Raw genomic sequence first — 13,525 nt, forward strand, 5'->3', positions numbered from 1 at the left:
GAGGTCTCGGCGAAAGGTCAGGACGGGTTCAGCAGCGCAGGCCTGCGCCGGGTGACCCACCGGGTCACGGCATCGTAGGCGGCGCCGAGTTGGAGACAGGCGCGCTCGCCGTTGTTGGGGCCGACGATCTGGATACCGGAAGGGCGCCCGGCCGGGTCGAAGCCCGCCGGGACGTTCAGAGCGGGCAGGCCGCTCATGGTGACGGGGATCGTCGCCTCCATCCAGCGGTGATAGGTATCCATCGCCCGGCCGCCCACGGTTTTGGGCCAATGCTCCTCGACGTCGAAGGGGAAGACCTGGGTCGAGGGCATGAGGAGGAAGTCATAGCGCTCCTGGAACCGGCGCACGGCCTCGTACCAGGCTGTGCGGCCTTCCTGCGCGGCGGTGACCTGATCGGCGGAGAGCGCGAGGCCGCGCTCGACCTCCCAGACCGCCTCGGGCTTGAGGAGTTTGCGATAGGCGGGCTCGTCGTAGAGTGGACGCAGGTTCGAGGCGGTCATCCAGGCCCGAAGGGTGAGCCAGTCGCGCCAGACCTTGCCCATGTCGAAGCGCGGGCGGTCCCATTCGACCTTGGCGCCCAGGGCCTCGAAGGCGGGAAGCGCGCTGCGGTCGAGGTCGAGCACCCCCGGCTCGAAGGGCAGGTGGCCGCCGAGATCGTCGAACCAGGCGATGCGGGCGCCGGTGAAGTCGCGCTTCAGATCCTCGGCGAAGATGCCGGGATCCTGCGTGTTCGAGTAGGGCACCCGCGCGTCGTAGCCGGCCTGGACGGAGAGCAGCAGGCCGATATCGGCCGGGGAGCGCCCGATTCCGCCCGCGACCCCGAGGCCGGGGGTGAAGGCGTCCTTGGTCTCGATCGGGATGCGGCCGTAGCCGGTGCGCAGGCCGAACAGGTTGTTGAAGGCCGGCGGGTTGCGCAGCGAGCCGGCATGGTCGCTGCCGTCGGCCACCGCCTGCATCCGGAGCGCCACCGCCACGGCCGCGCCACCGCTGGAGCCGCCGGAGGTCTTGCTCGGGTCGTAGGCGTTCCGGGTGGCGCCGTAGACGGGATTGAAGGTCTGCGAGCCGAGGCCGAATTCCGGCATGTTGGTCTTGCCGGTGATGATGGTGCCGGCCCGGCGCAGGCGCTTGACCATGATGGAATCGGCGGCCGCGATGCGGTCGCGAAAAATCGGCGATCCGAGCGTGAAGGGCAGGCCCTTGACGGCGTCGATGTCCTTCACGGCGAGCGGGATGCCGTGCAGAGGTCCGGCGAAGTCACCGCGCGCGGCCTGTTCGTCGCGCTCCTCGGCGGCGGCGAGGAGGTCGGCGCGGTCGCGCAGGGCCACGATGGCGTTGACGCCCGGGTTCACCCGGTCGATCTGATCGAGGCAGACGGTCATGACCTCGACGCAGGAGACGCGCCGGGCGTGGATCGCGGCCGAGAGCGCGACGAGGCCGAGGCCGAGGATTCCGTCTTCCGACGCCTCACCCTCCGGAACGGCTGCGGCGATGGATGGGTCTGTGCTCATGCTCTGGCTCTGGAGCGCGTCCGCGCGTGCCGCGGGCCCTCAGGCCGGCAGCCGCCGCTCCTGGAAGGCGTGGCAGGCCACGCCCTCGACCAGGGCCGGCACCTCGATGCGGCAGCGCTCGTTCGCGAAGGGACAGCGCGGGTTGAAGGCGCAGCCCGATGGGGGATCGATGGGGTTCGGGATCTCGCCCGAGACGGGGATGCGCTTGCGCCCGGTGAGGCCGATATCCGGCACCGCATCGAGCAGCATGCGCGTGTAGGGATGTTTCGGAGCACGGAAGAGTTCCCGTCCGTCTGCGATCTCGACCACGCGCCCCAGATACATCACCCCGATCCGGTTCGCCATGTGGCGGACGACGGCGAGGTTGTGGCTGATGAAGAGGTAGGTCAGCCCGAGGCGGTCCTGCAGGTCGCGCATCAGGTTGAGGATCTGAGCCTGGACCGAGACGTCGAGGGCCGAGGTCGGCTCGTCGCCCACCAGGAACTCCGCCTCCGAAGCGAGCGCCCGGGCGATGGCGATGCGCTGGCGCTGGCCACCGGAGAATTCGTGCGGGTACTTCACCCCGTCGTCGGGATGCAGGCCGACGAGGCCGAGGAGTTCGCCGACGCGTGCTCCGATGGCGCCCTCGCCCTGAAGCAGATTGAAGGCCCGGATCGGCTCGGCGATGATCCGCCGGACCCGCCAGCGCGGGTTCATCGACGCGTAGGGGTCCTGGAAGATCATCTGGATGCGGCGGCGCAGGCGGCGGCGGGCAGCGGCCTCGCGCGGGTCGGTCATCGAGATTCCGGTGATGCGCACATCGCCGGCGCTGGGCGGCAGCAGCCCCACCACCATGCGGGCGACGGTCGACTTGCCCGAACCCGACTCGCCGACGAGCGCGAAGGTCTCGCCCCGCCGGATCTCGAAGCTGACGCCGTCCACCGCCCGCAGAATCTGACGCGGCTGGCGCTCGATGATCCGCGCGAGCCAGGGCCGCGACACGTCGAAGGTGCGGCGCAGGCCTTCGATCGCGACGTAGTGCGCCTCCGATGGTCGGGCGCTCGGGGCGGGCGGCGGCATCACGGGCGCGTTCATGCGGCGGAGGCTTCCGAGCGGTCGTAGAGGTGGCAGGCGACCCGGTGCGCCCCGACCGGGATCGGGTCCGGCCGCTCGACCAGACAACGGGCGAAGGCCGAGGGGCAGCGCGGATGGAAGGCGCAGCCCTGCGGGATGTTGGAAAGGCGCGGCATCGACCCCGGGATCTGCGCGAGGCGGTCGGTCTCCTGGGCGAGCGTCGGGATCGCCCCCATCAGGCCCTTCGCGTAGGGGTGGAGCGGGTTCTGCACCACGTCGCGCACGGGGCCGATCTCGGCGATGCGCCCCGAATACATCACGGCCACACGGTCGGCGGCCTCCGCGATCACGCCCATGTCGTGGGTCACCAGCATCACGGCGGTCCCGCGCTCGGTGCCGAGGCGCTTCAGGAGCGCGATGATCTGGGCCTGGACCGAGACGTCCAGCGCCGTGGTCGGCTCGTCCGCGATGATGAGTTCGGGCTCGGCGGCCAGCGCCAGGGCGATCACCACGCGCTGGCGCATCCCGCCGGAGAATTCGTGCGGATAGCCGTCGATGCGCCGTTCGGGGGCCGGGATGCCGACCTCCGCGAGAAGGTCGATGGCGCGCCGGCGTGCCGCCTTCTCGGACAGGTCGGTGTGGGTGCGGACGGTCTCAACGATCTGACGGCCGACCCGGTAGAGCGGGTTCAGGCTGGTGAGCGGGTCCTGGAAGATCATGCCGATGCGCCGGCCGCGAATGCGCCGCATGGCCTCCGGCGACAGGGTGTCGATACGCGTCCCCTTCAGCAGGATCTCACCGCCGACGATGGCGCCGGGCGGATCGATGAGGCCGATGACGGCCGAACCGGTGACGGACTTGCCGGCTCCGGATTCGCCGACGACGCCGAGGATTTCCCCGCGGGCGATGTCGAACGAGACGTCGTCGATGGCCGTGAGTGTGCCGCGGCGGCCTGCGAAGGCGACGCGCAGGTTGCGGACCGAGAGGACGGGCTCTGTCATGGCAGCTCTGTCATGCCGGCGCGATCACTGGAGTTTCGGGTTCAGGGCGTCGCGCAGCCAGTCCCCCAGCAGGTTGATCGCCAGGACGAGGCCGGCGAGCGCAAGGCCCGGGAAGGCGACGATCCACCACTCGCCGGAGAACAGGAAGCGGTTGCCGGTGCGGATCAGGGTGCCGAGCGAGGGCATCGAATCGGGCAGGCCGGTGCCGAGGAAGGACAGCGTCGCCTCGGTGATGATGGCGAGGGCGAGGTTGATGGTGGCGATGACGAAGACCGGCCCGAGGACATTGGGCAGGACGTGCCGGACCATGATCACCGGCGATGACAGCCCGATGAGCCGCCCGGCCTGCACGTAATCCTTGTTCTTCTCCACCAGCACGGAGGAGCGCACGGTGCGGGCGTACTGCACCCAGAACGACAGACCGATCGAGAGCACGATGAGCCCGATGGCGGCGTTCGTGTCCATCTGACTGCCGAGCGCCGCCTTGGCGACGCCGTCCACCACCAACGCGATGAGGATCGCCGGGAAGGTGAGCTGCACGTCGGCGACGCGCATGATCAGCGTATCGACGAAACCCCCGAAATAGCCCGCCAGCAGCCCGAGAAGGATGCCGAGGGTGCCCGAGACCAGCACGCCGAGGAGGCCGACCACCAGGGAGAGCCGGAGGCCGTAGAACACCGCCGAGAGCACGTCGCGGCCCTGGTCGTCGGTGCCGAGGGTGAAGGGAGCGACGCCGTCGGCGTACCAGAGCGGCGGCAGGCTCGAGTTCATCAGCTCGAGCTGGGCCGGATCGTAGGGGTTCTGGGGCGAGATCCAGGGCGCCGCCACCGCCAGGACGACGAAGACCAGGGTCACCGCGAAGGCCCCCATGGCCAGCTTCGATCGGCGGAAGCTGACATAGACGTCGGAGTCGAGGAAGCGGGCGAGCGTCGAGCGCTTGGCTGGCGCCGGCGGGACGACGGGGGCTTCCTGCACGGACCCGCTCATGAGGCCCGGCCCGTCGACAGGCGCAGTCGGGGATCGACGATGGTGTAGAGCACGTCCACCACGAGGTTGATGACGACGAAGATGGCAGCGACCAGGAGCAGGTAGGCCGCCATGATCGGAATATCGACGTTCTGCACGGCCTGGACGAAGAGCAGGCCCATACCCGGCCACTGGAATACCGTCTCGGTGATAATCGAAAAGGCGATGACCGAGCCAAGTTGCAGGCCCGCGATGGTGATCACCGGCACCAGGGTGTTCTTGAGGGCGTGGCCGAGATGGATCGAGCGCGTGGTCAGGCCCCGCGCCCGGGCGAAGCGGATGTAGTCGGTGCGCAGGACCTCCAGCATCTCGGCGCGCACCAGCCGCATGATCAGTGTCATCTGAAACAGGCCGAGGGTGACGGAGGGCAGGATCAGCGCGCGCAGGCCGGAGGCGGTGAGGAACCCGGTCGTCCACCAGCCGAGGCGCACGGTGTCGCCGCGCCCGAACGAGGGCAGCCAGCCCAGCGTCACCGAGAACAGGAAGATCAGTAGGATGCCGATGAGGAAGGTCGGCAGGCTGATGCCGATGAGGGAGATGGCGAGGAAGATCTTGGCGAGCCAGGTGTCCCGCCGCAGGGCGCAGTAGACCCCCATCAGGATGCCCACGCTGAGCGCGAACAGCGTGGCGCAGAGCGCGAGCTCGAGGGTGGCGGGCATGCGCTCGGCCAGCAGCGCGGAGACCGGCTGGCGGAACTGGTAAGAGGTGCCGAACTCGCCGCGGACCACGTTGCCGGCATAGCGCAGGAACTGGACGGCCACGGGATCGTCGAGGCCGAGATCCTTCCGGATGGCGACGCGCTCGGCATAGGGCGTGTCGACGCCCACGATCTGGTTCACCGGATCGCCCGCGAAGCGGAACATCGAGAAGGCGATCAGGCCGACCGCGAACAGGACGGCGATGGATTGCAGGAGGCGCTGGAGGATGAAGGCGATCATGCGCGGGCGTCTCGCGAACCGGGTCCGAGCCGTCCGATCGATGGCGCCGGTAAGCGCGCCGTCATTCCGGGGCACCGGAGGCGAGCCCGGACCCGAAGGGGCGCGCCAGCGGCGTGCAATCCAGAACCGCTGACGGCGGCAGGTCCGGCCTCGTCGGCGGGTCTGGATCCTCGGTTCCGCAGCGCGGCCCCAGGATGACGGAGCGCTTCCTGGACCAGTCCTCCGCTGCGGACCTGTTCGGTTCGCGACCCCGGATCGACGCTTGGCCCACGCACCGCTGCAAACCTCTCTCGAAACCTCACGGCTGCTTCGAGACCCAGTACAGCATCAGCATGTTGTCCGGCCGCTGGACCAGGGTGACCTTCTTCGAGACACCCCAGGCGAGGGCCTGCTGGTGCAGGGGGATGAAGCCCCAATCGGCCTGGATGGTGTCGAAGCCTTCCTTGATCTGCGCGTTGCGCTTGGTCTGGTCGCTCTCGGCCTCGACGGAATCGGCCAGCGCGTCGACCTTCGGGTTGCAGTAATTGCCGAGGTTCCAGTTGCCGCGGCCGGGCTTGGAGCCGTTCCGGCAGCCCGCGATCTCGAACAGGATGTTGTGCGAATCCTGGGAGGAGGGGGTCCAGCCGACGAGGTAGAAGGACGTGTCGTAGGCGGGCGCGAGAACCTTGGCGAAGTACTTCGCCTTCGGCTGTGCGTTGAGGTTCACCTTCACGCCGACCCGGGCCAGCATCGAGACCACGGCTTGGCAGATCGCCTCGTCGTTGACGTAGCGGTCGTTGGGGCAATCCATGCCCAGCGAGAAGCCGTCCGGGTAGCCGGCCTCCGTGAGGAGCGCCTTGGCGCGCTTCGGGTCGTATTCGGGCCGCTTGAACTCGGAGGCGAGCGGAAACAGCACCGGCGCGATCAGGAGGGCGGAGGGTACGGCCTGGCCGCGCATGACCCGCTTGGCGATCGTCTCCTCGTCGATGGCCCGGTAGAAGGCCTCGCGCACACGGACGTCCTTGAACGGGTTCTTGCCCTTGACGTTCGAGTCCTTCAGCTCGTCGCGCGACTGGTCCATGCCGAGGAAGATCGTGCGCAGCTCCGGCCCGGCCATCACCGTGGCGGTGCCGCTCCCGTTGACGCGCTGGGCGTCCTGCAGAGGCACGGGGTCGATCCAGTCGACCTCGCCGGAGATCAGCGCGGCGACGCGGGTGGCGTCGTTCTGGATCGTGGTGAAGACCGCCTCGTCGAGGTTCGATTCCACCTTGCCCCAGTAGTTGGGGTTCTTCTTGAACACCGTGCGTACGCCGGGCTGGTGCTCGGTGATGATGAACGGCCCGGTGCCGTTCTCGTGGAGCGCCGCGTAACTCGTGGAGCTGGCGCTCGGCAGGGTCGGGGCGACGGCGCCGTTCTTCTCGGCCCAGGACTTCGACATGATGTACCAGGTCGAGAACTGGTACAGGGCGATCGGGTTGGGGCTCTTGAGCTTCATGTCGACGGTGTGGTCGTCGACCTTTACCCACTCGGCGTCGGACGGCACGTTGGTGGTGAAATTCGAGCCCGGCGCCCGTACGCGGTTGGCCGAGAAGATCACGTCGTCGGCGGTGAAGTCCGAGCCGTCATGGAACTTCACGCCCTTGCGCAGGTGGAAGCGCCAGCGCGTCGGCTCCGGATTTTCCCAGGATTCCGCCAGCATCGGCGCCAGCTTCAGGTCCTTGTCGCGCGTGATCAACGAATCGAACACCGCGCCGTGCATCCCGATCGTGAAGCTTTCCTTGAGCGAGTAGGGGTCGAGGGACTTGATGTCGCCCTGAAAGGCGAAGCGGAAGACGTTGGCGGCCTGAGCCGCGTTCGTGGCGGACAGCCCGAGAACCCCGGCGAGGACTGCCGCCGACGCGAACGCTTTAACCGTGGACTTCAACAAGGCTTCCATCCTCTTCGTGCATGCTGTGCGCGTGCCGGCAGCGATCATTGCGTGGCGCGGGCACCTTGGCATGGATCACGCCAACTCCGAACCGGGTCGCGGACGCCGTGCACCTTGCCATCGCGTGCGACGCCCCGTGCGGCGGGCGCGGCTGGGCCAGACGGGTCCGTGCCCAAAAATCAGTCAATGACGGCGCCCCGGTCAAGGTCTACCTGCATGCCGCTGCACGGACGCGTGCCGCGTGACCGTACCGGTCCGCGTGCCCGGCCCTCCGCCTTCTCAGCTAAAACATCCGCCATTGCCGCGGCGTGGACAGGCGCGGCGTGGGTGAGCGTGAGGTCGGCGTCCTTGACCCCGTGGCACATCAGGACCCAGCGCGAGCGGGGCCTCGATGCCGAAGGGGCGAAGGCCGTGTGGCGCGCCTGGTCGAGTTCGGCCTGAACGAGGCGCTGAAGGGTGGCGGTCAGGGCCGGGCTGGCGCACATGGCGTCCCGCAGGTTCGTCACCGCGATGACGTGGGCGAAGCCTGCGTTCTGAACGACGTGTTCGTACACGGCGCAGCGACCGTCGAGCACGGCCTCGGCGGCGCCGACGACGCCTTCGAAGCCGATCATGCCGACCTCCACACGCGTCGCGGCGATCGGCATGATCACCGAAACATGTCCGTCCTCGGGAAAGGTGCCGCGCTCCACCACGGTGCCGGGCCGCGTCAGAACATCGCGCACCTCCAACGCGACGGGATGAAGAGCGGGAGCAAAGCAAGCGCGATCCTCCGGCGACAATTGTCGCAGCACGCGATTCTGAAGCGCAAGTTGCATGGATGACGACGGATTCCCGGGCTCTGGGCGCAGAAAATACAGCCTCTCCTGCCCGGTGGCGCCCCTAGCCTTGTGAAGGAGACAGATCAGCGAAGGAAATTGAGCCCTATGGTCGCGACAAAAACGAAACTCTACGGCGAGATCAACATAGGTTAGTGCCGGAAATCATACGAAGCCTCAACAGGTTCTTACCAGTTCCCTGCGCCGAGGCTAAATACGCGAACGTGTGTGCAATCGATCGTCTCGCTTCGGAGCACCGGCCTGGATGTCGGAGACTTGAAACCGTCGGCGTGGCGCACCGGCCTGCGCGGCCCGTCAGGGCGGGCACCGGTCACACCCCGGGTTCATCGCAGGGCTCGCCCTGCGGACCGACCGGAGCGCCGATACCGAGGCGCGCGGCATCAAGGCCCGACCGCGGGATCGTTTGGCCGACCCAATCATGCAGTGCGAGTCCGTCACGTCCCTGCCGGTCTGCCCGATAGACGCCTCTCAGACGGATCCCGCCTTGCCATCCCCTCCGCCCACGCCGCGCTTCGACGTGTCAAATCCCTTCGTACGCAAACTCGAAGGGTTCGGTCCGCTCCGGGATGCCGATCGCGCCCTCCTCGAACGGATCAGCGCGAACGCCCAGCGGATCGGCCCGCGGGTCGACCTGATCCGTGAAGGGGACACACCGGACGGCGTGATCCTGATCATGGAGGGCATCGCCTGCCGGCAGAAGCACCGGGCCAACGGTGCGCGGCACATCACCGCCTATCTCGTGCCCGGAGATGCCTGCGACCTCGACGTCGCCCTGCTGACGCAGATGGACCACACCATCACGACGCTCTCCACCTGCCGGGTCGTCCGTCTGTCCCTGGACCTCGTGAAGCGCCTGATGGACGAGCATCCCGCCATCGCCCGCTCCCTGCGCATCTCGACCCTGGTGGACGAGGCGACGCTGCGCGAGTGGCTCGTGAACGTGGGCTGCCGCTCCGCGATCGAGCGGATCGCCCACCTGTTGTGCGAGTTGCTCGTTCGCCTGCAGATCGTGGGCTTCGCCAGCGAGGATTCCTACGAGTTCCCAGTCACGCAGCTCGACCTCGCCGACACCGTCGGCCTCTCGAATGTCCACGTAAACCGCTCGCTTCAGGAACTCCGACGCCAAGGTGTGATTGAACTCAGAGGCAGGACGCTGAAGATCCTCGATCATCACCGCCTGAAGTCGATTGCCGAGTTCAACGCGAAGTACCTGCACCTGGGGACACAGGCGGCGGCATGACCATGAAACTACAACCCGTCCAGATCGCGACGGGCAGCAACGACCGCGAGAGTCGCCTGGTTTTCGAGGACGGCATGCTCGTCGCTGTGCTCGTCCTGCTCTCCGGCGAACACGATGCACATGCCGGGAAGTGGTTCCTCGAAGGCGGCTTCGGTCCGGTGAAGGACGTTCATGCGCCGCTCTTCGACGATCTCGAAACGGCCAAGGCCTGGATCTCGACCCAGCTGGTGGACATCACGTCCCGCGATTGAGACAGATTCTCGCTCGCCGGTCGAGCTTCGTGAATGCGGATCGCGTCGTCCGGGGACACGATCGAGAAGTCGGACCCACGACGGATCCGATCGGGTCTCGTCGACGCCGTGCCCCCCGAACGTGTCGGCGAGACTCCGAACGGTCCGCGTGGGGGCCGCAGCCTTCCCCGTCGAATGGGGATGAAGCGTCACCGACTTATCGTGGCTCGCGAGACCGGCTTCCCCCTCGCGACGTTGCCCGCGCACTCACCGCGTCCTGAGACGATCCGCGCATCGGGCATGTCCGGGCGCGCGCTCGCCCACTGCTGAAATGGGGACCGGGCGGCCCGGATCGGGCAGAGCTCAGCCCTGTCCCGCCTGCGCATTCAGGAAGGCGTCCACGCAGACCGGGTCGAAATGCGAACCCGCATTGGCGCGGATGTGGTTGAGCGCCTCGGCCTCGCTCCAGGCCTTCTTGTAGGGGCGCTCCGAGGTCAGCGCATCGAATACGTCGGCGATGGCGACGATGCGGCCCGAGAGCGGGATCGCCTCGCCGCTGAGGCCGAGCGGATAGCCGGAACCGTCCCAGCGCTCGTGATGCGTAGCGGCGATCTCAGCGGCCAGTTGCATCAGACTGGAGGAGCTGCCCTCCAGAATGCGCTTGCCGCGCTCGGCATGGTGCTGCATCTCGTGGCGCTCCTCCGCCGTGAGTGGCCCCGGCTTCAGCAGGATCGAATCCGGCACACTGATCTTGCCGACATCGTGCATCGTGGAGGCGAGGCTGAGCTGCTCGACCTGCTCCTCCGGCAGCCCGAGGCCGTGACCGATCGCCGTGACGAGGCCGGCGACCCGCGCCACGTGATTGCCGGTCTCATTGTCCCGGTGTTCGGCGGCCTTCATGAGCATCATGACGATCTCGCGCTCGCGCGCCGCGATGAGGGCGGTGGCGGCCTTCACTTCGCGGTCGAGCCAAGCGGCCCGGTCGATCTGATCGAGCCGCGCCTGGTTGAGGGCGAGCAGGTTCGAGACGCGGGCCCTGATCTCGACGGCGTCGAAGGGCTTGGCGAGAAAGTCCGTGGCCCCGGCCGCGAGCGCTTCCCGGCGCAGGCTGCGCTGGTCGAGGCTGGTCACCATGACGATGGGGACATGCGCGAAGCCCGGGATCATTCGGGCGGCACGGATGAACTCGACCCCGTTCATCCCCGGCATCTCGAAGTCGGAGATCGCGACGCCGATCCGCTCGGCATTCTCACGCACGAAGGCCAGGGCGTCGGACGGAACCGTGAAGTCGCGGACCGTACAATCGGGCAGATCGCGAATGACCTCGGCGAGCAACAGATTGTTCAGCGGGGCATCATCGAGAATCAGCACGAACATCGCGGTGGTCTTGCCCTTCGGCGCCGAGGGAGGACGACCGCGTAAGCCCGAGTGCGCTTCCTGGCGAGCACACCCTGCAAGCGCGACGATCCGGCTGCTTCCCCTTCGATACCAAATCCGGCGCCCTGTCGCGCGCCTTCGCGGCCTGACGGGCCGGGCGGATCGCGGAAATCCGCGGCCGTGACGTTGGCGCCACCCGACCGGCTTGCTTCGGGGCTTCGGGTGTCACGCCGTGAAGTTGAGGAGAAGGGCGCTGGCGGTCTGGCTGCTCGAGCGGGTTCCGTCGGCGGCGTAGGCGCTGGATTGGTTCTGCACCGCTTGCAACTGCTTCACGAAATTCGCCAGGAGGTCGTCCGCCGAGGTCGCGCCGGTGTTCTCGGATGAAGCATCGGAGGTTCCCGATCCGGACCCCGACCCATCGGGCGGCGGCCCTGGGGGCGGTCCCTGCGGACGCTGACGGGCGCCGACGCCCTCGGTACCGCCGCCGAGGTTTTCGAAGGCGCTCTTCAGCGTATCGGCCTGGGCCTCGGTCAGGGTCCCGGTTCCGACCTGCTGGGTCAGGAGATCGTCGATCCGGTTCGTCAAGCTGCCGGGGTCGAGGCTGTCCGCATCCGTGGACGCGTCCGTGGTGGTCGTCCCGCTCGCGCCGGCGCCGGAGGAGACCGCATCGGTCGTCGTATGTCCGCTGACCGTTCGCGCGCTTAAGCCGCCCTCGGAGATACGATGACGCGGTGGCGGAGGAGGAGGTGCGGCCGAATTCGCCGAGATCGTCGACATCGCTGTCATCCTTTACGTGGGACTATTTCCCACACGACTGAGCGTGCCGTCGATTGGTTAAGAATGTCTCTCCGGGACCGGCGGATCCCGGTGCTCGCGCGAACGCATCCAACCGAGGAGCGTGACGAGCGCGCGCCACGCTCCGCCTGCACGCGGCGCCGGCCTGGACAGGCAGGCTCTGAGCGACGGGCTGAGGCGCGGGTCTGATCGGTAGAGCGGCATCGGCGATGAACCCGGGATCACGTCACAGGGCTAGGAAGAACAGGCTAACGAGGGAGACCGCCAGAACGGTGCAGAGCGCCAGGTCGATCACGGGGTCGGATGCGTAGCGCATCCGCGCATGGAACGGATGTATCGCCATGGGCATCGGGGCTCGGACCATCAGCGCAGGGCCGGGTCGAGGAGAACCGCTGCCGTCCGGAGCGGGGGAGTTGGATGGACGGCGGCGACTTGAATCGCCTGGGCATTCGGCGTCCGGGCGGGTCGATCCGCCAGCTGGATTCCGAGGGCGGGCAGCGCGAGGGCACCTACGAGGAAGAGGCCGCGCATGAGGTAGGACGCGTGCAGGCGCGGGGCGACGGAGGGCCCGACCGAACCGCGTCGAAGCTGCATCGGCGGCAGGCAAGAATCTGCGAATGCGGGCTTCAACGGACTCATGTCAGGCTCCGTGGGAAATTTGACCACATCACTTCGATATGTGTGTAAATTTCCCACGTCAATATGGAGAATGGGGGATACGGTGCTGATCCACACGTTGTGGGATTGTCTCCCACAAGCCGGTGGTTAAGGTGCTCCGATGGCCGATCCGTCCGAGACTTCGCCCGAGGGCGCCAATCTGCACGCCCCGGTGGCGCGCCTTCTGCGCCCCCTGGTGCGCCTGTTCGTGGCCCGCGGCATCACATTTCCGGCCCTGACGACGCTCCTGCGCGAACTCTACGTGAACGTCGCCGAGTATGATTTCGCGCTGCCCGGCAAGGAGCAGACGGACAGCCGGGTCAGCCTCCTCACCGGCATCCACCGCAAGGAAGTGAGCCGCCTGCGCGGCGCCGGCGCGCCGGTCAGCGTCGTGCCGTCGGCCGTCTCGCGCACGAGCCGGATCATCGCGCGCTGGCTCGCCGACCCGCGTTTCACCGATGGAAACGGCCAACCGCTGCCCCTGGCGCGGATCGGCGAGGGGGACGCTCCGTCCTTCGACAATCTCGTGTCAGCCGTGACCCGCGATCTGCGCCCCCGCGCCGTCCTCGACGAATGGCTGGACCGGGGGCTCGTCATCCCGGATGCGGAGGGCCGCATCGTCCTCACGGAGGCGGCCTACGTGCCGAAGGGGGGCGACGAGTCCCACCTCTATTATTTCGGTCGGAACCTGCACGACCACATCGCCGCGAGTGTCGCCAACGTCACCGGCCCGACGCCGCGCTTCCTCGAACGCGCCGTCCACTATGACGGCCTCTCGCGAGACCTCGCCGAGCGCCTGGAAGCGCGGGCGCGCGAGATCGCCATGGAGGCGCTCCAGCAGGCCAACCGCGAGGCGCACGCCGCCTGCGAGACCGATCCCGGAGGCAGCCATCGCTGGAATTTCGGCCTCTACGTCTACGCCGAGGATGTGCCGCCCACGGCGGCCAAGGCGTGA

General features: G+C 67.9%; 13 protein-coding genes. 3 read left to right on the forward strand and 10 right to left on the reverse strand.

Going from position 1 to position 13,525, the window contains the following annotated elements; genetic code table 11:
* Positions 1-17: 17 nt before the first annotated feature.
* From MKK58_RS07435 to MKK58_RS07465, 7 genes are all read right to left on the reverse strand, one after another.
* The gene (locus MKK58_RS07435; protein WP_243911454.1) at positions 18-1,508 is read right to left on the reverse strand and encodes an amidase; all 1,491 of its coding nucleotides are present in this window, start codon (positions 1,506-1,508) and stop codon (positions 18-20) included.
* A 39-nt stretch (positions 1,509-1,547) separates the two neighbouring features.
* On the reverse strand, positions 1,548-2,567 hold the full coding sequence (locus MKK58_RS07440) for an ABC transporter ATP-binding protein (RefSeq protein WP_243911498.1): 1,020 nt from the start codon (positions 2,565-2,567) through the stop codon (positions 1,548-1,550).
* Positions 2,568-2,578: 11 nt separating this feature from the next.
* Positions 2,579-3,562 carry an ABC transporter ATP-binding protein gene (locus tag MKK58_RS07445; protein WP_243911455.1) on the reverse strand — a complete coding sequence of 328 codons (984 nt, stop codon included), beginning with the start codon at positions 3,560-3,562 and terminating at the stop codon, positions 2,579-2,581.
* Positions 3,563-3,586: 24 nt separating this feature from the next.
* Positions 3,587-4,549, reverse strand: a complete 963-nt coding sequence (locus MKK58_RS07450) for an ABC transporter permease (RefSeq protein ID WP_243911456.1) — start codon at positions 4,547-4,549, stop codon at positions 3,587-3,589.
* A complete protein-coding gene (locus MKK58_RS07455) occupies positions 4,546-5,526 on the reverse strand; it encodes an ABC transporter permease (protein ID WP_243911457.1) in 981 nt (326 codons plus the stop codon). The genes MKK58_RS07450 and MKK58_RS07455 overlap by 4 nt, the downstream gene beginning before the upstream one ends.
* 298 nt (positions 5,527-5,824) lie before the next feature.
* Complete coding sequence (locus tag MKK58_RS07460) at positions 5,825-7,372, reverse strand: ABC transporter substrate-binding protein (protein WP_409565212.1); 1,548 nt, start codon at positions 7,370-7,372, stop codon at positions 5,825-5,827.
* Positions 7,373-7,611: 239 nt separating this feature from the next.
* Positions 7,612-8,157, reverse strand: coding sequence for a hypothetical protein (locus MKK58_RS07465; protein ID WP_243911459.1), 546 nt, complete (start codon positions 8,155-8,157; stop codon positions 7,612-7,614).
* Positions 8,158-8,755: 598 nt separating this feature from the next.
* On the opposite strand from MKK58_RS07465, the gene MKK58_RS07470 reads away from it, so the two are divergent.
* Entirely contained in the window at positions 8,756-9,511 is a 756-nt protein-coding gene (locus tag MKK58_RS07470; protein WP_243911460.1) for a Crp/Fnr family transcriptional regulator, read from the forward strand.
* Positions 9,508-9,762 carry a hypothetical protein gene (locus MKK58_RS07475; protein WP_243911461.1) on the forward strand — a complete coding sequence of 85 codons (255 nt, stop codon included), beginning with the start codon at positions 9,508-9,510 and terminating at the stop codon, positions 9,760-9,762. The genes MKK58_RS07470 and MKK58_RS07475 overlap by 4 nt, the downstream gene beginning before the upstream one ends.
* A gap of 342 nt (positions 9,763-10,104) precedes the next feature.
* Here MKK58_RS07475 and MKK58_RS07480 read toward each other — a convergent pair whose 3' ends face one another.
* The 3 genes from MKK58_RS07480 to MKK58_RS07490 all read right to left on the reverse strand — a co-directional run bounded on the left by MKK58_RS07480 (position 10,105) and on the right by MKK58_RS07490 (position 12,552).
* Complete coding sequence (locus MKK58_RS07480; RefSeq protein WP_243911462.1) at positions 10,105-11,118, reverse strand: HD-GYP domain-containing protein; 1,014 nt, start codon at positions 11,116-11,118, stop codon at positions 10,105-10,107.
* Positions 11,119-11,343: 225 nt separating this feature from the next.
* Entirely contained in the window at positions 11,344-11,703 is a 360-nt protein-coding gene (locus MKK58_RS07485; protein WP_243911463.1) for a hypothetical protein, read from the reverse strand.
* Between the two features lie 573 nt (positions 11,704-12,276).
* The gene (locus tag MKK58_RS07490; RefSeq protein ID WP_243911464.1) at positions 12,277-12,552 is read right to left on the reverse strand and encodes a hypothetical protein; all 276 of its coding nucleotides are present in this window, start codon (positions 12,550-12,552) and stop codon (positions 12,277-12,279) included.
* A 139-nt stretch (positions 12,553-12,691) separates the two neighbouring features.
* Here MKK58_RS07490 and MKK58_RS07495 point away from each other — a divergent pair, with 139 nt between their 5' ends.
* On the forward strand, positions 12,692-13,525 hold the full coding sequence (locus tag MKK58_RS07495; RefSeq protein WP_243911465.1) for a DUF6502 family protein: 834 nt from the start codon (positions 12,692-12,694) through the stop codon (positions 13,523-13,525).

Source organism: Methylobacterium sp. J-078 (genome assembly GCF_022829285.1).
In the GTDB taxonomy this organism is placed as follows: Bacteria; Pseudomonadota; Alphaproteobacteria; order Rhizobiales; family Beijerinckiaceae; genus Methylobacterium.

Excerpts from the sequence above, each read along its gene's own strand:
- MKK58_RS07435 (WP_243911454.1), bottom strand. The coding sequence starts at position 1,508 with ATGAGCACAGACCCATCCATCGCCGCAGCCGTTCCGGAGGGTGAGGCG.
- MKK58_RS07440 (WP_243911498.1), bottom strand. The coding sequence starts at position 2,567 with ATGCCGCCGCCCGCCCCGAGCGCCCGACCATCGGAGGCGCACTACGTC.
- MKK58_RS07445 (WP_243911455.1), bottom strand. The coding sequence starts at position 3,562 with ATGACAGAGCCCGTCCTCTCGGTCCGCAACCTGCGCGTCGCCTTCGCA.
- MKK58_RS07450 (WP_243911456.1), bottom strand. The coding sequence starts at position 4,549 with ATGAGCGGGTCCGTGCAGGAAGCCCCCGTCGTCCCGCCGGCGCCAGCC.
- MKK58_RS07455 (WP_243911457.1), bottom strand. The coding sequence starts at position 5,526 with ATGATCGCCTTCATCCTCCAGCGCCTCCTGCAATCCATCGCCGTCCTG.
- MKK58_RS07475 (WP_243911461.1), top strand. The coding sequence starts at position 9,508 with ATGACCATGAAACTACAACCCGTCCAGATCGCGACGGGCAGCAACGAC.
- MKK58_RS07480 (WP_243911462.1), bottom strand. The coding sequence starts at position 11,118 with ATGTTCGTGCTGATTCTCGATGATGCCCCGCTGAACAATCTGTTGCTC.
- MKK58_RS07490 (WP_243911464.1), bottom strand. The coding sequence starts at position 12,552 with ATGAGTCCGTTGAAGCCCGCATTCGCAGATTCTTGCCTGCCGCCGATG.
- MKK58_RS07495 (WP_243911465.1), top strand. The coding sequence starts at position 12,692 with ATGGCCGATCCGTCCGAGACTTCGCCCGAGGGCGCCAATCTGCACGCC.